This is a genomic window from Prevotella sp. HCN-7019, from assembly GCF_037890215.1.
GTDB lineage: Bacteria > Bacteroidota > Bacteroidia > Bacteroidales > Bacteroidaceae > Prevotella.
Genome location: NZ_JBBKBO010000006.1, coordinates 120,538 through 145,382 on the forward strand (window position 1 = coordinate 120,538; position 24,845 = coordinate 145,382).

Genomic DNA, 24,845 nt, shown 5'->3' on the forward strand with positions numbered 1-24,845 from the left:
AATGTTACATTGGCTGCTTCTCCGGACAATGTAAAAAAAATGTTTTTTAACACTTCAAAAAGCCTCACGTGTAAAGATATAGTATCTTTCACTCTTCCAAAGCTTCATAAAGGAAAAGTTTGGTATGTAGATTTTTTCGCCTTCGATCCGGCCAAAGATGGGATGCGCCGGAAAAAATATATGCTTAATCGTTACAAGACACACAAGGAACGGGAGGCAATGGCGTCTATCCTTATACATAATATATACGAACGACTGATAGCCGGTTGGAATCCATTCACCCAAGGCGGAAGAACGAGGCAATACACAGAGCTATCCGTAGTGCTCGACCGATATAAGAGTTATATATCGGCCGAATGTGATAAGGGAGTGATGAAGAAGAAAACAGGCATCGATTATCTCAGCCGGTTAAAGAAACTTAATAAGTTCCTTTCAGAAGTTGGAACAGTCAAGGTAAAATACGTTTATCAGTTTGACAAAAAACTGATAATCGACTTTCTGGACTACCTGATGTTTGACGACAACGTATCTGCTACAACGCGTAACAATTACAGGACATGGCTATCCACTTTAAGCACATGGCTAAAAGAAAGATTGTATATATCAGACAATCCTGTCGAGGATATACATATGCTACGCGAAACAGACAAGTTTCGTGAGCCTTTGTCACCAGCAGCCCTTAAAAAGCTCGGCGATTATTTAAGAGAGAAAAACCCGCCCTTTTATCTTGCATGCATGATGGAATATTACACATTTATCCGTCCGGATGAACTGCGCTATATAAAGATTGGTGATATAAGAGTGAATGAACAGACTGTATATGTATCATCGTCGGTCTCAAAAAACCGGAAAGGACAGACAGTCGCCCTTAATGATGTCCTTATAAAGGAGATGATTAGGCAGCATGTATTTGATTACCCTTCCGGAGATTATCTGTTTAGTGATGGAATGAAGCCAGGAAATACACAGATATATTTTAATAAGCTGCGTTTGGAATGGAAGAAGGTCCGCTCGGCTCTAAGGTTTCCGGAGGCATACCAGTTCTACAGCCTTAAGGATGCCGGTATCCGAGACCTAGCGAACGCTGAGGGAATCGTAATCGCTCGCGACCAGGCCCGCCACTCAGATGTGTCTGTTACCAACAGATACCTTAAGTCGAGCCGGGTCGATGATAAGGCGAAGCACTTCAAGGGAGCACTATAGCATTTCGAAGAAATATCCTTTGACGAGCTTATCTAGGCCTTTCTCTCCGACAGTCAATTCCAGCTTTTCACAGACATATCTGCGGTTCTTGAAGATGAAAATCTTACGCACGTCTGGGATGGAATCTGTCTCGAACTGTATCTGAATCTCTGTCTGTGTATTAACGAGATAATTGTTCTGATGCAACTGTCCGAGAAAATGATCCGCACTACAATTAGACAATGCCAACGACCAAGAGTCGTGCACGTTCTGATATCCGCAATCTGCAAGATTTATTGCCTTGTCACGATAGTCCGTGAATGGCATCGGATATGGCACTTTTTTCGACGCATCCGTATAACCAGGCTTGTTGATGTATTGTAGTTGTGTACCTACGAACATCACCTGTATACGATCTTCCGCGGTTGTCTCCTCATTGATGTCTTGTGTTCCGGATATACCAGCCCAGACTACCTTAGTATAATCACGGGTGGGGATATCTCCTTTTTCATTTTTCAACGATGGCATCTGCACCTCCGTCTCCCATGCTTTTTCATAAACTGCGCCATGCCCCGTTGAACCTGATGGAGATGCCTCCACATAATAACCAGCCATCTGTTCAGTTGTAATTCCGACAGGACATATCTTAAGTGAGATATATTCGTCAATCTTTTCATTTCGTATAATTGCTCCGAACTGATTAACTTGACCGATATACCAGGTATCATCTGAGTCATCACCGGATGATCCTGACGAGCTACCACCCCCAAAACTGCCATCTCCTTCAGAATCCGTCGGTACGTCAGGCGCATCGTTTGTCTTATAAATAAAGAATCCTTCCGGACAAACGAAAAAATACTTCTTCTTATCATCCTCGCTCAAGCTGTTGAAGTCACGCAGTAGTTCGTCATACGAATCATATTTTTTCCGCTCATAACCAGACAGTACATCATCGCTAAGACAATCATAAAGGTGTGTGCCGGAATCAGACACGTCGAATTTAATATTTGAGGATCCTAACGACTGTGTCTTTTCCTCGTCTTCGTCTGAAACGTCTGATGTATATTCATCAAGTGGCTCATAGCTTTGTATGCCTTTGTCGAAGTAGCTGATATTGCTTATTAGTTCTGCGGTCTTGTCGCTTTCGTTAAAAACAAATGTACAGTTGAAAAAATTCTGTACTTCCGTCAGGAAGTCAGAAACCGTCCAATGCGGTAAGGCTTCCTGAATTATGAGCGTCTTACGCGCATTGCAGATGACAAGTCTATTCCATGGAGATACATCGACATCATTAATGCTAAGTCTGTACCCGAAGTGTTCAACCACCTTACGGATTATCATCATCAGATTCGGCATAATTGCATCGCCATGCGTGTATATGTACGGCTTTGAATCCCCCTTATCAAGAGATAATCTTGTCACATTCTTAATTTCTTCTTTCGACTCATCATATACCGGCATCAGGACATACTCGGACACATCACCCATTGCTGGTTTGGAATAAGAATCCCATTCACCGGCAATATAGGTATATCCTTTGTATGGTATTCCTCCTCGTTCACCTGCGAACGTGTAACCTTTACCATCATATACTTCTATCTCACCATAGTCTATTTCGTCGATGTATATGTCGCCGTTCTTTGCGATGAAATTTACATCCGAGTTACCGCCCAACAGTTGTAATTTAACCTGCTTGTCCGATATAGAGTTGACAACAGCCGAACCAGACAGTAGCAGATTGTTGTCGACAACAAGTGTGGCCGTCATTTTCTCTGTTTTTTTTGATGTCTGCAAAAGCTGTAAATTCTTGAAAAACTGTCTGTTTTCAAGGATATCCATAGGCAGTACTACATCAAGTGTATAACTGCCTGATTGTGTAAAAAACGGATTTTCTTTTGTCAGCTTAATGTCTTGAGAGGTGTCTGTATAGACCCTCTGTTTGTTAAGGTATAATTCAATCATATTCGACCTTTCATTCTGTTGTAGCGGTTGAGATTATAAGCGACACCATCAGTACCATCGATTGAGACTGATGCCCGGATTCCGGAAGATAATACAACATTGAGCGTTCCTAATACTTCATTCAAGGCACTAATCGTAGTGTTAAGTTCTGCATTATCTGTCGTCACATTAACGATGGGTGCTGCGACAACAGAGCCATTACCTTGTCTCAATGCCATTGACAGATCGGATGCAGTCAGGCTGCCGACAGTATTATTACGCTGAGCCAAGTCAATGAGTTGCAAAGCAGGACGGATGGCGGAGTTGTTGACAGCTTTATGATTTGCAACAAATTCGCCTTCGTGGACGACGCCGGCTTCACGGCGATAGTTATTACCTCCGGTAAAACCACCCTCGTAATAACCGGCACTCTGTGCCTCCTGCTGTTTCTTTATTGTTGCGACTTGCAACATACCGGCAGCGGTTGCGGCTGCAGCGGCTGCATAAGCAAGAGGATATGTATGCGGTTGAAGTGGCTGCAAAACAGCACCATAGGCAGCCAATGCGTTCATTGCCGTAGTTGCCAATGCCTGTGCAATCTGTATAGGCATTGCTCTTCTGTTTGCAGCATTTTTTGCTTTTCGTATCTTCTCATCTCGTTCTTCTTCCAGTTTTTCACGCTTCGACGAGTTGTTTTTCGCTGCCTCTATCTGCTTATCGTATTCTGCTTGTATCTTAGCGGTTTCAGCATCAGCGCAAGCTTGTGCATATGATGATACTGACGATAACATATTATTGATGCCGCTTAAGACTACAATGGCATTCTGCAATCGTCTTTTCCAGTTTTCTTCGTCGTTAATACTTATAGCCTGTTGGTATTGCTCATAATTAATCACATTCTCCTCATAGAGCTTCTTTAATTCCTCATTCACTTTTTTCTGCTGCTCAACAGATGTGAATATATCGTTAACAGCAGCAAAGGCATTAGTAGGGTTTGTGCTATTATCACTCACCCCTACTCTATCTTTCGCGATAGACAATGCAAGATTAGCGGCATCACGCGTCTTTTCTTCTTCCGTTTTAGCCCTTTCCGAATATTTGGCAATGATAGCGAGACGCATCTGTTGATATTCTTCTTCACTTACAAGTCCTTTGCGATATATTTCTTCAAGATTTCTTAATTCAATATTCTGTCTTGTTGCAGAGCTCTGTCTGAGATATTCTTGCTGCATCTTTTGGAATGTGGTCTGATACCACATCTCCTGCTCAAGTTTATGTTTTTCTTCAGCATCGTTGATTTCCGACTCTATCTGATGGTATTCTTCGGCCGACTTTTTGTACAACAGCTGTTTCTTTTTAAGATAATTCATGTCGCTTTGAAACAGAGCTTCGTTAAGAGCCGTCTCATTGAGATACATCTCATTAGACGAATCGTTATATTGAGATTTTATTTTTGCCTGCTCAATGGTCTTCTGCCGCTCAAGTTCCTTTAGGTCGAGTGCAGTTTTACTCTTAAGATAATCAGCGTCAGCCTCCTGTTTTTTTGCGATAACATTATCGTATTCCGAGGTGTCTGCCTTATTATAATTTCGCATCAGCTCCAGTTGCTTATCGTAACCATCCAGCAGAGCCTTGTATCTTTTTTCAAGAAATTCCGTATATTTGATTTCGCCCGATGTGTATTGCGCATCGAGGGCAATCAATGATGTTTTCAGGTCTGTCTCTCTATCCTTCAGAGCCTTCTTATATCTATTCTCGCGTTCACGTTCTTGTTTCTTCAGTTCCTTATCATCAACGCTTGATGTTGCTGGCGCTGAACTTGTGGGTGTGCCGGTAGATGCGGCGGCATCAACTAAAGATGCACCCTGCTTATCAACTTGATCCAGTACGGTGTCTATACGTTTGTTTATATTTTCTGAAGCTTTTGTATATGCTTCAATGCGCTCGATGTTGTAATTATATGTTTTCATAATGGCATCCAACTCATCGAGTTGCTTATCATTAAGATGCTTTAAAAATGTGCCGGTCTCCTTATCTCTAATAAATCCACCTCCACCCGTCGTATAACGTCGGTATTCCTGAGTTCGTGGATCAAAGTCCCTCTCTCTGAGCCTTTTGAGCATCACCTGTTGGTTTAGCTCACGATTACTCTTAAGATTAGCGTTATCCATGAGTGCACTTTCAAAGCCGGCGACTTTATTCATCGCAGCCTGAGCTAAGGCTGCCTTACGAAGATTTTTTATATATTCATCAAGTGCTGATGTATTGTTATTAATGAGTTTACCCTCAGCTGTAAGAGATGCATGGTATTGTGGTACAATGCCTTTTAGTTGGGTAAGGGCCTTTCTGCGTTCTCGGAGGCTGTTATTGGCATTGTCTACGACATTCCGAAGCACGCGTATCTGTGAGATTTCTGCAGAATTGCTGGATGCAGCCTCTTTCTGTATATTCCTTAAGTCATTGTAACTGTTGCGCATCTGCCGTATCGCTTCAGCGTTTCGTTTAGATTCCTCGTTGTTTTGTTTAAAGTAATTATACAATTTGTATATGCCATAACCAAGTGCCAGAACAACGGCGAGCAAGGCGGTATAAGGATTAGTTAGGCTGGCGGCTTTCATCGCCTGCATCGCATTAACGGCCTTTGTTACGTTACCCGTCAAGAGAGCCATTGCGACACGCAGCGTACCGATGAGAGCCACGCGCGCCTTGATGATAACATTATGCGCACGGTGCAACAGGAGCAATGCGTTTTCTTTGAGATACCATAGTCCGGCACTGATGGATACAGCCTTATATGTTACGGTGAGCAAGAGCAATGACGTTACCAGATACGCAATCTCGCCCCTGTATTTAGCGACAAAAGTTATCAGATTGTACAATCCTTTTGCAAGCAGAGTGCCCGATGTCACGACATAGCGCATCACCGGCAAAAGTTTTTCGCCGAGCTCGACGGAAATGTCGTGGAATTGTTTTTTTGCCTTGTCAATCCTTGCCTGCTCGGTATTGTTTTGCACATTAAACTCTTTTATAATACTCGTGCCCTCGTTGTAGGCCTGGAACGCTAAGGCCTGAGCCTCTTTTACTTGGTTAAGGTGAGAGGCTACAGAAGAGAGCACACCAACTGCACGGGTTCCGTCGAGTTGCATTTGCGTAAACATAGGGGCCAAAGCGTCAAAACCACCACGTTGTTGCATCGACTCCAAAAACATAAGGAGAGCAGTGTTGGCGTCATCCTTAAGGATGCGCGAAAACTCCTTTACTTCAATACCTGCCAACTTTGCAAAACGTGCTGGCTCTTGGAACATCTTTGTAAGGAGCTGTGAAAAAACTGTCGCCGATGTCTCGGCCTCCTGATTGTTTTGGTCGAGCGCAGAGCCAAGGCCGAGTATCTCCGACTGAGCCATACCGGCCTGATAAGCTACACCCGATAGACGGGATGTAAAATTCACCATATAGTTGGCCGATGCCGACGAGTTCTGCGACAGCTCGTTGACAGCTGAGCCTGTCGCGAGCATAGCGCCACGGAGACCAAGTTTATCATCCTCTCCAAACATCTGCGCAAGTTTACCTATGTCCCTCACAGCCGTTTCGCCGAGGTCATCACCAAGAGCCACACGTATCTTATCAGCTCCATCAACAAACTCCTTTATCATTTTTTCGTTTGTTATACCGAGACGGCCAGCATCTGCCGCCAAACCGTTAAGCTGTTCGCGAGATGTTCGGGTGTCCATTTTTTTAAATGATTCGTTCATTTTTTCGACCTCCTGCTGTGTCTGCCCGGTGTATTTGGTGACGTTGGCCATGGCCGAGTCCATATCCAAAAAATCCTGAGTAGATTTGCGCATTGTTAACGTAAGGCCGGTAAGCGAGGCAATCACCGAAAAAATTAATGTTTGCCATCGGTTAAACCTGTCGGCCAATCGGTTTATCCAAGATTCTTGTGCCGCTCCCTCGTCACTTATAGCCTTGAGTTGCGTTTTTAATTGTTTGGCTTGGGCTGTCATATGCTTAAATTCGACGGTACCGCGCTCCATGCCATTAATCTCATCATTGATTATCTTAAGAGAGTAGCGCAGGTCTCGTATGGATGCCTTATCCAAAGATTTGAGAGTCCTATTGACAAGCTCCGTATTACTTGCAACCTTCATTGTCTGCTGGCCTGCCTTCTCAAGCTCGATATTATATTGATCAATTACTGTATTAACAAGTTTCTGCTTACCATATATCTCATTCAGTCGAGCCTTTATTTTTAGCAAGTTTTGATTTTGCTCCTTGTATTGAGAGGAACTTGGGTTCAGTGTCTGCAACCTCTTTTCAATCGTTGCCTGCGCTGCCTCAAGTGACGATATAGATGCATTATCTATATTATTGATTACAGAAGCAACAAGTCTTCCACTTGACGACAGTTTTTCAAACATAGCGTCAGTCTGCGTTGCCGAAGACTTTATATCATCGAGTCTCTCCTTACACAGGTCAAGATATGACGAGAGTTCTCGCCATTCCTCTGGACTTGACGTTAATTTCAATTGTCGCCGAATAGCACGCATGGCTGTCTCAATTTCTCCGACAGAAACCTTCGACAAATTGTTTATCGTAGATATAGTCTTATTAATATCTGTATCATATGCCTTCAGCTCCGCCCTTGCTTTTTTAAGATCTTTGTCGATACCCTTCAGAAAACTTACATCACCCTTAGCAGCTAGAACCTTATCCCGAGCAGCTGTAAGATCATCGACTCTTTTCTTCAACTGCTCAAGATTGTTCTTGGCTTCTTCTGAGTTAAGCTTGATTATCGTAATGAATTCCTGACTATTCCCGGGCATGGCAATTTTATTTAAAAATTAAAAATCCTATAATAAAAACCAACTCCGACAAACGGAGAAAGACCTGATATTCCCAACCCATATCCACCCATAATTCCAATTCCGAAGCGTCCGTCGTTTTTGATAACAGTCTTAGTTATCATTTTTTGATATATTTTTATTGAATCCAGTTGTGGGCGGAATCCACTAACCCATGCCTGGTATGTACTATCCTTATACTCGATTTGCGTTATGGGTAAAACGACATCTGTACTATCGTGATGCACAGAGTCAACATATGTGATGGTATCACAGAGAGTGTCCCTTACTATAGGCAAAGTAACAGTCACATACCTTGTGACCGTAGAATCGACTGGTACTGGCACCTTGTATGGTATTGTATCGATGATTATGCGCTCATCGATGCCCCCTTTATGACTATTAGGCAATAAAGGGGACAGCAGCTGTCCTAAAAATAGGCCAACTGCCGCCGATACAATTATGATGAAAAAATTACATATTTTCATATATCAAAAGGTTTCAATTTATTCAACCCATCGCAGAGCTTCCCAAGCACGTCTTTTTACTAGTCCCGGTAATTTTTTACCGCCAGCGTAAACCCACCTTTTGAATTCATTCTGAATTTCAGAAGTGGGAGCTTTAGCACATATTTTTTTTAGCAGTGTAGATCTACCCAAGCTACCTGTACCGAGATTATATGCAAAGTCAACAAGGGCATCGAACTGACCTTGCGAGAATGAAAAACCTAAACCATTGACATACTTCTCTGAATAGAGAAGATCGCCTCGGAGCAAACTCTCAGCCTGTTTTTCGGTTATAATTTGACCAGGCTTAACACCTCTTGTATGCCCATATCCTATTGTCCATACACCAGCAGAGTCTTGATAAGACTTCAACCTGAGCCCTTCAAACTCCTTTAATTTGTCAATTAAAATGTCACTAGACTTCATAATTTCTCCTTTCCATTAATTTTTTCAAATCCATCTTCTATAGCCTCTCCTATTTCTGGATTTTTGCTTTTCGCGAACGAAACAGCAAAAGCCTTCAGAAAGGCCTTTATTGATGTTTTCTTTATATTGATACCATGCAACCAGAGAAAGTGACCTACAAAAGACTTACCTTCACAGAAGACGGCAATGAATGTTGCAGCCCAACCACCCATCATATATTGAATTCCTATTGGCTGTAAGAGTGCGAGACCGATGAACACACCTATGCTAACCCACATCAGATAATCAATCAACTTATTAATAGTTCTTCGGATAGCGCGTGATGTGCGCCATTTCCATTGAGCCATTGCAATCCTATCATTCTCATTTTTCGCAATCATGTAACGTTTATGGCTTTCGCCCCATCCGAATCTGAAATCAGCTACGACGCATAGTAATATTACTCCCAGTAACCAGCGCGAATCATATATAATCGGTACAAATTCCTGACCAATCATAGCGATAGTAAAGGCACGTGTGCCACTATTCATATTGAAAGTTTGTTCTAACATTTTAATATTTTTGCGCGTTGTCTGTCTTTTATGCGAAATTAAATAAAAGACAATGATCGTAAAAATACAAAAAGGAGGCTTCGTAGTCTCCTTTTAATACCTATTGAATAAATTCAATAAACATTGTTATCCCAGGATATTTAAATTGTAAGATCGTAACACGTAATATCAATCCTGAACATATAGCTATTAATCCTAATATAATATCTTTTTTAGACCACTTTCCATTGTAGTAGTGGCATCGGTCATTATCCTCATGAACGGCAAGTAATATCAGCGCTATGCCGCCACCGAATATTACTGCCGTCAAGAAATAGACCAACATTCCTAAAATGTCGTTTTTGTCCATGTCACATGGCAAACATTATTATCATACCAATAATGCTTCCGCCAAGGTAATACAGAATGTTTGTCCAAATAAACTTTTTCATGATTACAAGTCTGAAACATTCTGCAAGACAGCCAAAAAGCAAAGACGTTATAAGTCCAAGTGCCCATGAGTTAATCATGTCACCTAATGACTTCTCCTGCCACATAACCAAAATTGTTAATACTAAGCCTACAATAAGGCTAAACCACTTACTTGTGATAAAACTGATTACTTTTTCTTTCATAATAAAATAAATAAAGAAATAAATTAAGCTAATTCTACGTAATGACCCACCAAATCCGAAAGATTGTGAGTTAAAGGTATTTCACTGCCTCTTGTGCACTTGTAAACCACTCCGGACTGAGTGTAATATTTACCCAGTTCAAGAATCATACCCTGCCATAACGGATTGAGTTCCTCATTGTAAGGAATAGGATTTTCAAGAGTACCTTGTCCTGGTTTACCAACTTCATGCCACAATGAACTCTGTCTTCCTGGTGCCCAGTTTTCTTGAGTCTTATGACTTTGGTCAGCCTCATACAGCTTTCCGTTGTACTGATATTTATCACCCTGTTCAACATCAATACCTTCTTTCCATTCCGGGAAATAATCTTGTAATTCTAAAGATTCGTCGTCTGAAAGTTCCAGTGTGTTGATGCTGTCCAAGGTTTCCTGCCATAATTTCTGCGTGTTTCTGATACGGGCAACATGATTGATTATCTGAGATTCTTCATAGTCTTCCGGTTTATCAATCTCCTCATAATCATCCGGAACTTCCAATTTAGGTGCAGCAAGTCCTACACCTGACTCATAGTAATTGTAACCGAGGGTAAGCTGCTCACCTGCAACCCAACCGTCAGATTTACGTCTGAGCAACTTACCTTCATCAGCCACAATCGTTGTTACCGTTCTTTGTTCTAATTTCATACTTAAATATATTATTCAGTTACTTCATCTTCTTCGCCTTCTACATATTCAGACATTGGGTGTATTATAGTCGCCAAGTCAATCCATCCTGATGCTTGCTTATATGCTTCTACACTATCGTCTGGAACATATATCTTAACCCTTTCTCTCTGTTCTGGAGATAAAAGTTGAGTGCTACTAATATTAAAAGGTGTACTACTATTCATTATTAAAACTTTCAGAGCATCACATTTAAAAAATGGGCCATATATTATACTCGTAACTGTTTCTGGAATAGAAACATATGTAAGTTTTCCACAATTATTTAAGCAACCATTCTGTAATGTGGTAATCTTACCTAAATTTTTTACCTTAGTTACATTAGAGTTGTTTATAGCAAAGGCGCCCGTTAAATTTGGAAGACTAATTTCTCCGAAAGAATTATAAAAAGAACCGATATTACACTCTACTAAAGACTTTGGTAAATTGCCTAAGTCATAAGGTTCTAATGTTTCTGTTGTGTATAATAAATACCCACCCTTAATGTTAGTTAGACTTTCTGGAAATACTATACTTTTCAAATTCTTGAAATATCTATAATCCCAGTTACTCATAAATGGTGCATCTATGACACTAATTTTTCCTAAGCTATTTATTTTTGTAATATTACTATTCATAAATGAATTAGCATAAAATGTTCCAGTAAGATTTGGGAGATTCAGTTCTCCATAGGACAAAGTTCCATAGAAAGCCTCCTTATCAATCATAGTTACTGTTTTAGGGATTATTCCAACATCTATTGAGGCATTTTCACAACCCTTAAAAGTAAGCATACCTATTGAGGTAATACTACTGCCAAGATTTTCAATTTTAGTAATTCCTAAGCAGTTATAAAATGCTCTGTCACCTAAAGATTGTAAATTTGGAAGATTTATTACCCCATTGATATTACTACAACTGTAAAATGCCTGCGAACCTATTGATGTAATTGCTTTAGGTAAACTGCTAACATCATAAGATAAATTTGCACAATTATAAAATGAGTAAGCACCTATAATCTGTAGAGTTTCTGGTAATACTGCACTTAACAAATTAGCACATGAGGAAAAACAAGCAGTTGCATTTCCTTGTGCTCCCTGTAATTCAGTAATATTACCTAAAGACTGTATATGCTCTATGGCAGTATTATGAAACACACCCTTAGGGAGAACGCCAGTTAATAGTGGAAAGTTTATAGTTCCTCCTAACGAAGAGCAGCCTTCAAATGCACTAAGACCTATAGATGATATCTTATCTGTAAGTTCTATTGTAGTAAGTTTTGAGCAGTTTCTGAATGCTGTAGCACCTATAGATGTAATTGTTACAGGCCAAATGACTTCTGTAAGTTCCTGACAGCCATCAAAGCATCCTGTCGGTATCTCTCCTGTGGTAATTTTACCTAAAGAAATACATCTAACTATATTTGTGTTACCAAATGCGCTATTACCAATTTTCTGTAAATTAGGTAGGCTTATTTCCTCTTCTAAACATTTTATATTAGCAAGAGCCATAGCACCCAATGTTTCTATTGATTTAGGTAAGTACCCTATCTTTTCCAAATTATTTGAGACTGATAAATTTAAACAATAGTCTGTCATTTCCAATAAATTGGGTGGTAAGGTTATCTCTTTTAATGTTGTACTATAACGAAACATCTGTCCTGGCAATTTAGTTAAGCTCTTGAATTTTTCTAACTCGTTAAAAGTAACAACAGTGTTATTTGATTGCGGCCATCCGGTTAAAGCTTCTGTAGATTCAACTACATCAATAGATGTACCTGTTCCGTCTCCGATTGTTTCTCTTAAAATTCTATCAACTTCTGAGTCAGCAAATCTAACATAAAGAACACCCTGTAAGTCAAACACAACATTCGGAAAATAACTTTCCACTGTTCTGAAGCTGTCTTCATAAGCGTTACCCTCAAGGGTCATTTTACCCTCAAGGACGGGCAGCAAGTCTTCAGATGGCACACCATTTGAGTCTATACCTCTAAAGTCATGTGGCTCACCATTCTTGTCCTTATCAGTAGCAAGATTTGCAAGGAGGTCCACATCTTGTGATACACCGTTATACTCAAAGCCCAAAAGTCTTATGTTAGTGAGTGCAGTATTATCTTGATTGTAGATTTCTTTCAACTTTGCAAAAGAATCAAGCACTCCACAGTTCTCTATTCTAAAGAACTCAACCTTACTGAGATTACCCCATTCGAGGTTCTTAAGCATACTTAAATTCAGAAGCTCCAACACTGTTGTAGCGTCAGAGAGCTGTATTTTCTCAATCTTACTACCATTGGCAAATGTTATGCTTCTGACATCAGTACCTGCGAAATATGCTTCAACAAGACGAGGACAACGTGATAAGTCAACTGTTCCGGTTAACGCTTTCAGATTTCTCGCATCAACCTTTATAAGACTATCACACTGACCTATATTCAACTGCTGCAAGTTAGATGTTACTTTCTCCGCAACTTCATCACCGACCTTAATTTCTTTCAGTCGTTTGGAAGCTATTGTGATACCTGCGTTACCTGCTGCATCAACTGTAAGCGTTGACAAGTCACCTATACTCTCAAGTTCGTCGGCAGCCATTATATACACGTTGGTATTAGTACCACCTGCACCTGCAATAGTTACTTCCTCTCCGGACAAGACACGATTAGGGCTTGCATGAACAGCACCCTGTCCGCTGAGTATGCACGGGTACATATCCATGAAAGGTGTCAGCTTAAATGACTGTGCAAGCTGTGTACGGAAGTTTATACGACCGAGACAGGAATCTGTATATTGAGCGAACGGTCCGAAGCCCCATTTGCTCATCATGTAGATAAGTCTTTGACGCACCCAAAGCATTTCAGCCTCTAAGTGGTCACCCAAAGATTGTGCCAAAGGATGAACGTCAACATCATATTCACCGCTTGTATATTTCGGCCACGCTTCTTCGTACTTAAATTCAGCATCAGCATTATACGCTGACTTCGTAAAGTAGTTTTGTGCCTTATTCCAAAAGTACTTATTGAAAAATCCCATAAGGCGGTCTATGGTTGTGGTTCCTGTATCGCTCATTTCATACATTGCTTGCAGGATTTTCTTACCCATAGCCTTTTCCTCAACCTCAAAGCACTCGTTCAAAAGAGTCCAGAATACAGAATCCTCACCTTTAAAGACGTATGCAGTCTTATTGGCATCAGTCCAGTCGTGCATTTCGATTGAATATCCTTTGACGGCCAATCCCTGGTTATCAATGTCAAACAAAGTGTCAAGGTCATCTTGTCTCCAACGCCAACGGGAACCGCTTGCAAGGGTGTTCAGCTTGTATGGATATGAGTTTTTCTTGAAGTTATCAGTTGCTCCGAGAAGCAGCAGCATACACAAGCAATACAAGCAGTCGTCCAAATCCCAATAGTTCTGCATCTCAGCCTTGAACTTTTCTCTGCGTTTGGATTTAAACAACTCGTTCTTTGCCTTTATGTCAAGTCCGGATAAATCCTCAGTAGAAAGTCCGAGCTGTGTTAACAAATTCACACCGTTCTTGACATACTTATTTGTCTTTTTGGAAAGATAGTAAAGCTCATATTCACCGTCAATCCAGAACTCATAACGCTGATAAGCATTTCCGTTTTCATCGGTACGCTGTCCCCAAGCATCCACATCAGCATTTATTGTTTCGAGAGTTTCGTCTGTACCGATAATCATTGTGGAGTTATTATATGCAACCTCATAAGCCGGTTTAAATTCGGCATCAAGTTTTGCCTGGATTTCTTCTTCAGACTCTGCACTACCCGACTGAGATACCTCCCAAGCGGCATCATAGGTGTCAGCTCCCTTATCAACACAAAGAGATTCTTCATCTGCTACATATTTCAATTCAGACCAAGGATAATCCATGCCCACACTTTTAATAGGGTGGTCAAGACCTTCCAAAACCAAAAGATTATCTTTTACTTCCGGTTCCTTATAACCAAAAGTCACTTTATCGCCTTTATCTGCGCCAAAAGTAAATAAGCCTATAAACTTATATGTATATTGGCTATCAGACCCTTCTATCAATGTTTTCTCAAAGAAATAGAACGGTTCCTGATAAACGGCAACTCTACCGTTTACTTCATTGTTAAGACCAAGATGCTCGTGCACATCATTATAAACTCCTGTTGCACCAATCTTATGAGACTGCATAGAAGAAGCATAATTTATCTTTGCAGTCATTCTTGAAACCTTCGGATGATTGTTTTCTCCGTCAAACCAAAGGGCATTTTCTTGCGAAGTCGTACCATCTGCAAGATGTATAGTATATCCGGAAGACTTGTCAAGCCTCCAACGTAAGTTCCATCTAAAGTAGTTCATAGATGTTGTTCCCTGTCCTTCAACCGGGATATTGTCAATACTCCAGTTCCATTCTGGATGCCCGTTCCAAAAAACAGACAGATTACATTTTGCCGAATAGTCTTTACTCAAGCCGTAATGCGGAAGCTCCGAACCATTCAACATCTCTATAGTAACGACATTGGCTACGCTCTTTGTCTTTTCATAGTTGACGGAATAAGAATCGTCAATTACGCTGCTGAATAGGTCATAAGCCTTTTTCTTGTCTGTTGATGTAGGCAGTGATGCTACGTAATTCTGTAACGCATCCTGAGTACCGAAACCTTTTGAATAAACACGGATATTGTAAACGTAAAGGTCGGCAGTCTGAGAGCCGAGGATAATATTAGCCTGTGTTATCCAGCTATCAGCAGTAGAATACGCAAATTCTTTCTTACGCACGCCGTTGACATAAATGATGCAAAGATTTCCGTAATTGACTTTATAATCTCTAACCACAGAAACCTGCATATTTATAAGCGTGTCTTCCGGTATGTCATAAGACTGGTTATCATTGTCAATATTCAAGTCACGGGAATGTACCAAGATATTATTCGGGCGGATCCGAATACCTCTAAATGTTGGTGAATCCGGTTCGTCACATATTGTGATGATATTCTCGTTAGCATCAGAAGCATTTTTGACTTTGAAAGTAATTTCTATTGTCTTTCCCTGCCCTAAAGAACTGAACGGAGAATAGTTAAGATTAACACCCGTTCTTGCAGGAAGATAAAGACATTTTCTTCCTCCCTCATCGGTGGTCCATCCGTCAGATACCCACGACATATTGGTCCACTCTGCGCTTATAGTCTCTTTGTTGGCCTCGTTGATAATATTTGTCTTGTTATCCTGCGAGTTGTTTCGGTTTGCAGCATTAAGATAGAATAATGCTCCACCAACTGCAGGATATGAATTAGAGTTATCTACGGTGAAAATCACACGTTGCTCGACCCCAAAAACCAACTGTGAGTCCAGCTTAACGTTAGACTCGTCTGTTTCAATCTCAAGATTTATCTTATACTGCAACTCTGTTGCCGTTGCGACGTCATACAGATATTCATCAATAATTGTGGTCGGATTTGTATTGATGATAGACTTTAATGTGATTTTAGGTGAAGCGGTTGTGGCACCGCCGTTGTAAACGGCATAACTGAACAGGGTGTTATCAGAATAGTTTACAACTTTGTCGGCTTCATTGGATATGCAGCACAACTGCGCTGTATGCACATCTGTTTGGGCTACAAACATCATGTTGTAGCTCAGGTGTTCCGATTGTAGGCCGTCGGCATCCAGCCATATTTCTACATTATAAATGCCTGTGCCCGCAGTTGGAAATGGCAAAGCGGTATAATAGTACGGGTTTGTTACATAGGTTGCGGTACCTAAGTTTTCTTCGTACTGTGCACTATAACCGGTTTCGTTGGTAACACGGATTACAAGTTTCTTATTAAGTGCACCGCCGATGTTCATTCCTCCGAGATTGTATGGAGAGCCTTCTACAAATGGTACATACCAGTTAAAGTTGGCCGGTGATAGATACATAGAAGTCAATGTAACAGTATATCCCAGGTTGGCCGTCTGCTCAGATATTGCACCAACAGCAGTAACTTTTACTCTGTTTGCACCAGAGGAAAGATAATTGAATACGTCAAAGGTCAGTGTGTCGCCATCCTTTACAAGTTGGTTTTCAATTATATTGATATATTTACCGGTGGATCCTTTATCAACAGACACAGTAAAGTACGCATCCTCGACAACTGTATTCCAGTCAGAAGCAGTTATTTCTTTTTCTTCAGACTTAAAACCAACAGTTATTTCAGCGGTGCCTGAGTTTGTTGTAAAATACAGATTTGTGCTCTGCATACCGTTAGTAATAGTGATTCTCTTTTGAGTACCACTAAATACTATATCTTGCTGCGACAACACCAACGAAGCATCATTTGTCAGCAAATATTCAGCTTTATCCTCCTCGGTTCGGAAGAAGTAAAACCTCATATTGGCTGTGTCAAAATAGAACGCACCTGCCTTAGTCGTGTTGTTGTCGTCGGCAAGTTGACAATATTTCTTTAGGAATTTCTGGACAGATTGACCTGCATAGGGTAATCCGTTGCGATCGTCGTTATTCCAATCTTCTTGTAAATTCCTTATATCGTTATAAGATTTATTTGGCATATTCTTTATTTATTTTTTTAACCATTATTCCAACCATCATCATTATTCCAGGGTTTATCATTATCCCAGGCACCACTTCCAAAGCAACTTCTAACTGATTGCCATACAAGTGTAGCTCCTTTATATATTGCGGCAATTATTTTCTTGCCTTGATATATTTCAGTTATTTCTTTATTCCCCTTGAAAATCATTCCTCATTCTCAAAAACAAAGTACAATTTATCATCTTCCGGTTCAATCTCTTTAAACTCATCCTTCGATAAGAACACATTCATATCGGCTGTTTTCTGTGCTTCTTTTGCTGCCGCATTAGCTGATGTGGCAGCTTCTGTAGCCTTATTGGCTTCTTCTTCTGCATGTTCTGCCGCAGCATCGGCATTCGCTGCTGCATCTATCGCTGGTTTTGCTAATAAGCTGATTGGCACAGTAACAACTTTGCCGTTCTGTGTTGCCGGTAGAGATGTTGCATCATCCAACGTCTCCACCTTCTCGAGGTCGTTCACATCAACGCTCTCAGCTCTAATTGCGTTGATAATCTCATTTTTTTCTTCGTCAGTCATAGCAATTCATTTACTTATTATTCTGAAATCTGAGCACGCAAGCCGTCGATGAAAGCAGGAGTGCAAAAATTTTCAGCTGTACGTTTAATCATCATAACCTCCTCGTATGTGTAATCTGTCGGTCCGTCACTTTTGAATATTTTCATTGCAAGCGTATGCGCACGTATTCCGTTGACGGCCATATACAATACGTCTGCAAACCTCTCGCGTACATCACACTTGATAAATTCAGCGCTTGCCACGCTTTTTTTTATGGAAAAATTTTTAAAATCAATTTTCATATCTTAATCATTTGTGATAACCTGTTATATCAAACACAGCATACTCACCGTCTTCATTTCTGAACTCCAGGGATTCCTTTGTCAGATGACAATAAGCCTTACCTAATGGATTTACCAGGTAAAAACCATTGTAGGGGTTGATTGTCAGGATGTCACCGCCCCATAACTTTATAGAAGCATATCTTTGAGAAGATTCAGAGTCTGTAAGAAACTCCAGTGCGTAAAGATCTTTCCTGTTGTCGTCAGCAGGAAGGTCGCCAGCGTCCACAGCTGAGGGTCCTATCATCTTAAATGATCCTGACGACGCATTGATTATAATTGAGTTCCCATATTTATCATCCTTAGAAACAAAGTTACCGTTTGCCTCGATACTACCGTCTTCGAGAATTTTAAAGTTGTCATTTGCCGTCACAAGTCCTTCGAGTGATATGTTTTTCGCAGATATCTTTATATCGGCGGCAGTCTGCTCTATCATTGATACAAGATTTCCGTTTGCATCAAAGGCATACAGCTTGTTCATTTCTGCTGTCGTGACAAGCCCTGCGGTCTGGAGAAGCCTACCGTCTTCATCGAAATACTTAGACATTAAATGGTTGTACTTCGCGTTTGTGATGATGCTTGAAGACTCAATAACATTTCCATCTTTGTCGAAGTTCTCTGCAACTATCTTTACCAGCGTATCTGATTGTTCAAACAGCGTTCTGTATCTGTACGCCAAAGCATCAGCACGGTCTGTACTGAGCACAAGCATATATATGTATATCTCGCCAGTGAATGACAGTTTAAAATCACCGGTGCCGTTCCAAATCAAAGATGTATTGAAAGTCTGATATCCGTCGGTAACATCCATCTCTGAGCTGTACCCATAAGGATCGAAGTCTTCGAAACCGCTTTTATCAATGTTTTCAAATGATATTGTCAGCACGCCTTTCTTTGCCACACGGTAGAAAAATGATATATATACCGGTTCTACCTTTTTCAATCCTTCTTCGTTTTCCTCAAACTCCGGATGATACCTGAAGTTCTCATTTTTCTGCAAAACAAACTTATTGTTGATATATAATGTTGTTCTGCCAGAATCGGTTTTTACGGTCGCATAATCAGATTTCTTGGCCAAAGGTGCGCCGTTAGCCAGCAACCACTTTCCTGCTCGCATAAACAAAAGGGCACTTGCTTCTGTCTCCCATTTGGATAAGCCATCAGAAAATGATGAATTTGCCAGATAGCTCTTTTCTTCGGATAAATCCTTTCTGAGACTTTCAACAGCACTTTCTATTTTACCTTCCGTTATGCTGAATTTTGTAAGGATATCCTCACCGGTTTCCAGTAAGAATGTTCCTTTAAGATACACATTGTCACCATACAAACCATAACCTTGCGGCTGTTTGTTTGCCGGGAAACTACTGTCACTGATACCATCCAAACACCCAATTCGTACACGAAGACAACCATTGAAATGCTTCGCGCTGACTTTATCCAATACGTCTATTCTCGGTTGTCCGTCTTCGGTTGCTGCTATGGAAATAAGGTTTTGACGAAGACAGTTCTGGGTGTTACCCATCAAAACACATTCATCACCGATATTAGGTTCTATACCCCCGAATTCAGTCAACGGGATTACAACAACATCCCCATCCACTGCAGAGATCTCTACCCAATATTCATGGCGTTGTGTTCCTGTAAATTCTGCACAACGAATTAGATCGTGTTCTTCAAATTCATTTCCCTGTTCAAATGTTATATAAACATAATCATCATTTTTGCGCACATCCTTAATCTTACCATTTGCTGCACTGACGACAATCTGTCCATTTGTACTACGCACCTTTTCGATAAGATATTCCATAGCGACAAGAGTCTGCCGTATCGTAACTTTATCTATAGTCAGATTACTTAGTCCTGAAAGTGAATCTATCCACAGTTGCCATCCTTCGCCATTAATACCATCGACAAACCTAACAGAACGCATCAATTCGCTTATGACAGCGATCATAAATGCGGCATTTCCATCCTTATCAATAGAACCACCATTCTTGCCGAAATGAGCACCATCGAGAAATGTTATCTTCTTTTGAGCAGTGTCTTCAATATCTTTCCGAAGAAATTTATCTGTATTTATATTGAAAAATGATAAGAGGGAGAGGAAGGCATTGCCAATCCTCTCCGCTGTGTTCGAGTTTTTCCGGTGTTCATCTCGAATTTCCTCGAATAATTTCTTCAAGTTCTCAAATGTACTCATGCTCAATTTTAGTTATTAGCAAAAATAAAAATCAAGATGTGATAATAAAAATACATCAGAACCGGTTGGACCTGATGCGGTTCTTCGCGTTGAGAGCACTGAAAAGTCCCTCAAGAAATGATGACACAAGACCTTGGTATGCTTCACCATACATCATTGCCTGCTTTTCATTAAACCGCTGCAGTTGGTAATAATACTTGCGCATGAACCAGTCTTCGCGCTTTCTTTTTCCCCTGACCAGGGCTGCCTTCTTACCGGCATTCTTACCATGTTGGACAGTGATATGCTCAAACTTTGGCTCGAGCATTGCGTCCTCGGAAAGTCCGGCACCGACTTGTTTGCGACCATAGCCGTTTTCTGCACGATAGGCATCATCCATAAACAAGAGGTTACCGCCATTGCCATGTTTAAAACCTTTACCAACACCAGCGGCAACATATATACCATACAACAGGAATTTATGCTCAATGGTATCTGTGCCGTGAAGCGCATGGTCAATACTTCTTCTCAAATTTCCAGTATCGCCGACAGACAATTTGTCAATCTGTTCTTGCAATATGTCCACGAGAAACCTCGCCCATCCTCTGTTAAAAGCATCTATGTCCGATTGGTTGCGTCTTCCGGTATTTTTATCCATATCATATCATTTAGCGGAAAATATCCGAAAATTTCCCAATATTTCCATTACTCCCACTCATCTGCATTATAAGTAAGGTCAACCGGCTCATCGTTGTTGACCATGAAATATAAACCGGTGACGCCATTCATCGAATACTTCGGCAGTTCCTTCGAGTATATCGAGTTCATATCCATGTATTCGAGGCTGTCACCATAAGCGAGAGTTTCCTTGTCATGGAGCAGTTTACTGTGTATCTGGCGGAATATCCGTCGGCAAAGTTTGAGTTTCTCCTCGCGATCTGCCATGTCATCATATCTGTATGACGCTAAGATAAACACAGTATATACATTGCGGTCAAAAAAACTTACACCCTTACTGTAAGTGTTCTGCGACGCGGTGTCGTCAATCATAATAAAGTTCGATGTCTTCCGGAATTCCTGAATAACATCGTTAATGCCCTCTACCCCGGCGCAATAACAAGATTTAAAACCATTTTCTTTTGCCAGTTTATTATGGTCGGCAAGGTCTTTGAAATACGCAAGTGCGTTGAACGTGTCGTGTGTGTTCATTTTTTCTTCATTTGTTTTTTGAGTTCCTCTGTCTCTCGTGCTTTAGCGTCGAGTTCGGTAAGAGCACGCCAACAGTCTGTGTCAAAGATCTGCTGTTCTTTGGTCACGTCACCATCCGTGAGTGCTCTTATCTGTACATTCACTGACGCGAGGAAATTGTATTCCTCATTTTCTGCCATATCATCAGTTCTCTTAAATAAGTGTGGAAATGATTTAGCGAATATATCCTTAGCGTATGAATACCAAAGGAACACACCAAGAAGCTGTGCCTTATCCAGCTTTATTTTTTTTACCTTGGTTCCATTCTTTTTACGGTAAAGTTCGAGAGCAATATTATACAAAAACCGATCATCTTGATTGACGCAATATGCCTGATAATATTTTTCGGCGTTAAGATAATCGATGAATCTTACGCCATGAAGATTAACATCGACCGCATGCAGGCCACGGACGTCATCCAACCTGACGCCCATGTCCACATACGAGTCGATGTAATCAAAAATCTTCAGGAAATATTCTATCTGCCAGGCTGCCAACGTCACCGGTACCCTCTTCATGCCGCAGAAGCCTGTACGCACATAGCATCGCCAGCCGAACCTGTCTCTTTTTACAACATGCAAACCGGTGAACCTGATAAACATATAAGTCTTGACAACTGTCGTATCGGCGAAAGTCGCGAGCAGAAACAATGTATAATGCAACTGTTCTGTGGTCATCTCCTGCCATGATTTAGGCACGTCGAAATTGACACTTTTCTTATCCGTTGAAAAAGAAGGCACTGCTGTCCTTAGTGTTTTGAAAACTCTCATGATGATTAATCTTATAAGCATCTGACTCAAGATATGTTTTATAAAGTTCCGCGTTGTTGACATTCTCCAATTTAGAGAGAATTAGTCTCATTGGAGTTTGCTTTGCAATCTCCGGGCTGCGGAACGCCCAAACTTGGTAGAACGACCTTATATTGCCGATGATGCTGTAATAATTGTCATAGTCTGCAGTCCCCTTTGTCCTGTAAGCCGAAAGTATAATATCGAGTTGCTCATCAGATATTTTCTGGCGAAGATACATATCAGCATCCTTAAGTGCCTGTTGCACCTTTAGCCATCCGTCCACATCATTATTATCGTTGTAATCGTGCCGGACAAAGTAATCATACTCATCATACATATAAGGTATGTTGTCCTTGGCCTGTTGAGTATTGCCCCATGCCTCGCCCCGCAGGAAAAGGATAACATAAGCCTTGCTGATATATTGTGTCTTGCGCAGCTGGTCTTCCAAAGCATCAACGCGCTGTTTGCTCGCCGGCGACAGGTTGTCATTTGACACGACACCGAATCCCGTAGGAGTCAGTACGAGGTCCATTTGCCTCATAAGCTGAAGAAACGCACTTGAAGCTACAAGTCTGAGATAGTTATAATAAAGTATGCTGTTGGTGCCAGATTCTTCTATTAATTTATCACCTTCCTCCCCAAGCAGTTCCATATTGTATATGCAGAGCTGATTCATCATCTCCGGCTGCGCCATCTCATATATACCGTTCTGCGATGACATCGCTATCGGCAGAACCCTTTCCAGATCATTCTTCGTTATTGTCGTTATCATCATCTTTTTTATTAGTATTAGCCACTGTTGTTTTCTTTGCATCCTTATTTTCGTCGAGCGTCGTAAGCTGTATCATCGGCACATCAATGGATGCTTTCTTATTCCACCCGTTGTAGTGCAGGATGACATGGTACGGCTTGCACATCACGTCGTGCATAGGTTTCTCGAGAGCCTGTTTAAGCGTAAAGAGTTCGCGCTTGTCCGAACCGGAGTTGTTCATCTGACTCTTGCCCGGAGTCGCGCCGACGAGATTAGGATGTATTCCGAAAGCGAAGCACAGAGCGTTGGATGCCTCGCTCATATCGTCGCTCCAGTTGCCGCCCTCTTTTTTCGAAGCGTCATTAAGCGGATAAATTCTGACCATACGATTCTCCTTTCCGTTCGGGTCAATGTAATATCCGGACACTATAGCCTTGCCGGCATTCTCGACGCCTGTTACGAAGTTGATTATGTCCTGCTTCTCTTTTTCCTTACGTTCGATACGTTTAGCTTCGTCTGTTATACCCTCCATGTCGCACACGTTGTCCCAGTAATCGTTATGTACCTCTATCTGTGTGCGAGGCGCAGAGGTATTCTTTATCATGAAGCGTTTGCCGATGCCTATGAGACGGTAAATGTCAAACCAGGCGTCGCGGAAAATACTCATATAGTAAGGTATAGGATAATACTGTGTGCCCGGCGTCGGCACCTTGCACAGTATGGCAAACTTACGGTCTCTTGTCATCGGGCGGTTAGAGCCGGTGTTCGGGTCGCGCTTCCTTCCCATCCTTACCATCAGATCGCCGAGCGGATCCCAATAGTCGAGCAAAGGGATGACCTCGATATGGTTTTCGTCGAGCGAGCCAACCCGGAAATCACCGAAAAAGACATGCTCAATCTTACCAGACTTAGTTGATGGAGCATATTCGAACCGGCAATAGCACGCATCCTTGTTGCGAACAGTCACAATCTTATTGCCCTTCCTGTTCAGGATGATTACGGTCACGCTGAAGAAGAAATACTTCATATCCGTGCATTGCTCCATGAAGCAGTCGTGCAGCGAATTTCGCAGGCAAAAATCAAGTATCTCCTCGTCATCAACGTCATGCTTGGTCTCGCGGTCAATAAATCTGACTCCTTGGCCATAGCAAGCAAGGATGTTGAACTGCTGGCACTGGCTTGTGACCATATTGCTACCTATCATATTTTTAATGTTGAAAGGCAGCATGTTGTCTGCACCGAAAGGCACATATTTATATTGCTTACCCTTTATCTCGATGTCGATTGGTGACAGAATCTCATCCTCGTCGAAGGCAAGGGCTGAATCCTTACCGTATTCCGACGAGACAGAGTCCTGAAAACCTTTGCCACCGACGCCAGACGGCACAATGGTATAGCGTGTGGTGTCCTTTGTCCTGCCAACAGGCATTAATCTCATATCTTCGTTCATAAGTATATGCTGTATCCGTTAATCTCTATAATGTATATCTCTGGTATAAGCCGTATCTCATTATTCACAGGGTTACGCAGTCTGACGAAGCCTTTACGCCAGTATTGGTGGTGCACGAGCCACCCCTTGTACAGGTTTACCTTCCCCTCGCTGGTCCACGCTCTGACATTAAGTGTCTGCCTGCGTTCCTCGGCAAGAGCTATGTAGTGCTGCATCTCGGTAAAGTGCATTACCATAATTTTCTTCTCGTCCATA

General features: G+C 41.4%; 20 protein-coding genes. 1 reads left to right on the plus strand and 19 read right to left on the minus strand.

The window, feature by feature from the left end:
- Positions 1 to 180: 180 nt before the first annotated feature.
- Positions 181 to 1,203 carry a tyrosine-type recombinase/integrase gene (locus WKT13_RS09405; RefSeq protein ID WP_340323681.1) on the plus strand — a complete coding sequence of 341 codons (1,023 nt, stop codon included), beginning with the start codon at positions 181 to 183 and terminating at the stop codon, positions 1,201 to 1,203.
- Here WKT13_RS09405 and WKT13_RS09410 read toward each other — a convergent pair.
- The 19 genes from WKT13_RS09410 to WKT13_RS09500 all read right to left on the minus strand — a co-directional run bounded on the left by WKT13_RS09410 (position 1,198) and on the right by WKT13_RS09500 (position 24,826).
- Positions 1,198 to 3,144 carry a hypothetical protein gene (locus WKT13_RS09410; protein ID WP_340323682.1) on the minus strand — a complete coding sequence of 649 codons (1,947 nt, stop codon included), beginning with the start codon at positions 3,142 to 3,144 and terminating at the stop codon, positions 1,198 to 1,200. The genes WKT13_RS09405 and WKT13_RS09410 overlap by 6 nt on opposite strands.
- Positions 3,141 to 7,946, minus strand: coding sequence for a phage tail tape measure protein (locus WKT13_RS09415; RefSeq protein WP_340323683.1), 4,806 nt, complete (start codon positions 7,944 to 7,946; stop codon positions 3,141 to 3,143). Before WKT13_RS09415 ends, WKT13_RS09410 begins: the two co-directional genes overlap by 4 nt.
- Positions 7,947 to 7,957: 11 nt before the next feature.
- Positions 7,958 to 8,452, minus strand: a complete 495-nt coding sequence (locus WKT13_RS09420) for a DUF6808 domain-containing protein (protein WP_340323684.1) — start codon at positions 8,450 to 8,452, stop codon at positions 7,958 to 7,960.
- A gap of 18 nt (positions 8,453 to 8,470) precedes the next feature.
- The gene (locus WKT13_RS09425; RefSeq protein ID WP_340323685.1) at positions 8,471 to 8,896 is read right to left on the minus strand and encodes a lysozyme; all 426 of its coding nucleotides are present in this window, start codon (positions 8,894 to 8,896) and stop codon (positions 8,471 to 8,473) included.
- On the minus strand, positions 8,893 to 9,447 hold the full coding sequence (locus WKT13_RS09430; RefSeq protein ID WP_340323686.1) for a hypothetical protein: 555 nt from the start codon (positions 9,445 to 9,447) through the stop codon (positions 8,893 to 8,895). Before WKT13_RS09430 ends, WKT13_RS09425 begins: the two co-directional genes overlap by 4 nt.
- Before the next feature lie 100 nt (positions 9,448 to 9,547).
- Positions 9,548 to 9,796, minus strand: a complete 249-nt coding sequence (locus tag WKT13_RS09435; RefSeq protein ID WP_340323687.1) for a hypothetical protein — start codon at positions 9,794 to 9,796, stop codon at positions 9,548 to 9,550.
- 1 nt (position 9,797) lies between these two features.
- Positions 9,798 to 10,061, minus strand: coding sequence for a hypothetical protein (locus WKT13_RS09440; RefSeq protein WP_340323688.1), 264 nt, complete (start codon positions 10,059 to 10,061; stop codon positions 9,798 to 9,800).
- Between the two features lie 23 nt (positions 10,062 to 10,084).
- Entirely contained in the window at positions 10,085 to 10,744 is a 660-nt protein-coding gene (locus WKT13_RS09445) for a carbohydrate-binding protein (protein ID WP_340323689.1), read from the minus strand.
- Between the two features lie 11 nt (positions 10,745 to 10,755).
- Entirely contained in the window at positions 10,756 to 17,292 is a 6,537-nt protein-coding gene (locus WKT13_RS09450) for a leucine-rich repeat domain-containing protein (protein ID WP_340323690.1), read from the minus strand.
- A 17-nt stretch (positions 17,293 to 17,309) separates the two neighbouring features.
- Positions 17,310 to 17,483: an MFS transporter gene (locus WKT13_RS09455; protein ID WP_340323691.1), complete on the minus strand. Its 174-nt coding sequence runs from the start codon at positions 17,481 to 17,483 to the stop codon at positions 17,310 to 17,312.
- The gene (locus WKT13_RS09460) at positions 17,480 to 17,851 is read right to left on the minus strand and encodes a hypothetical protein (RefSeq protein ID WP_340323692.1); all 372 of its coding nucleotides are present in this window, start codon (positions 17,849 to 17,851) and stop codon (positions 17,480 to 17,482) included. The genes WKT13_RS09455 and WKT13_RS09460 overlap by 4 nt, the downstream gene beginning before the upstream one ends.
- Positions 17,852 to 17,868: 17 nt before the next feature.
- On the minus strand, positions 17,869 to 18,132 hold the full coding sequence (locus WKT13_RS09465) for a hypothetical protein (RefSeq protein ID WP_340323693.1): 264 nt from the start codon (positions 18,130 to 18,132) through the stop codon (positions 17,869 to 17,871).
- A 7-nt stretch (positions 18,133 to 18,139) separates the two neighbouring features.
- On the minus strand, positions 18,140 to 20,371 hold the full coding sequence (locus WKT13_RS09470; protein ID WP_340323694.1) for a hypothetical protein: 2,232 nt from the start codon (positions 20,369 to 20,371) through the stop codon (positions 18,140 to 18,142).
- A gap of 55 nt (positions 20,372 to 20,426) precedes the next feature.
- Entirely contained in the window at positions 20,427 to 21,008 is a 582-nt protein-coding gene (locus WKT13_RS09475; protein WP_340323695.1) for a hypothetical protein, read from the minus strand.
- A gap of 47 nt (positions 21,009 to 21,055) precedes the next feature.
- Positions 21,056 to 21,559 (minus strand): hypothetical protein, encoded by a 504-nt coding sequence (locus tag WKT13_RS09480; RefSeq protein ID WP_340323696.1) that lies wholly within the window; start codon positions 21,557 to 21,559, stop codon positions 21,056 to 21,058.
- The gene (locus WKT13_RS09485; protein WP_340323697.1) at positions 21,556 to 22,368 is read right to left on the minus strand and encodes a hypothetical protein; all 813 of its coding nucleotides are present in this window, start codon (positions 22,366 to 22,368) and stop codon (positions 21,556 to 21,558) included. The genes WKT13_RS09480 and WKT13_RS09485 overlap by 4 nt, the downstream gene beginning before the upstream one ends.
- Positions 22,316 to 23,164 carry a DUF6712 family protein gene (locus WKT13_RS09490; RefSeq protein WP_340323698.1) on the minus strand — a complete coding sequence of 283 codons (849 nt, stop codon included), beginning with the start codon at positions 23,162 to 23,164 and terminating at the stop codon, positions 22,316 to 22,318. The genes WKT13_RS09485 and WKT13_RS09490 overlap by 53 nt, the downstream gene beginning before the upstream one ends.
- On the minus strand, positions 23,136 to 24,590 hold the full coding sequence (locus WKT13_RS09495) for a hypothetical protein (RefSeq protein WP_340323699.1): 1,455 nt from the start codon (positions 24,588 to 24,590) through the stop codon (positions 23,136 to 23,138). The genes WKT13_RS09490 and WKT13_RS09495 overlap by 29 nt, the downstream gene beginning before the upstream one ends.
- Positions 24,587 to 24,826, minus strand: coding sequence for a hypothetical protein (locus tag WKT13_RS09500; RefSeq protein WP_298620961.1), 240 nt, complete (start codon positions 24,824 to 24,826; stop codon positions 24,587 to 24,589). Before WKT13_RS09500 ends, WKT13_RS09495 begins: the two co-directional genes overlap by 4 nt.
- Between the last annotated feature and the right edge of the window lie 19 nt (positions 24,827 to 24,845).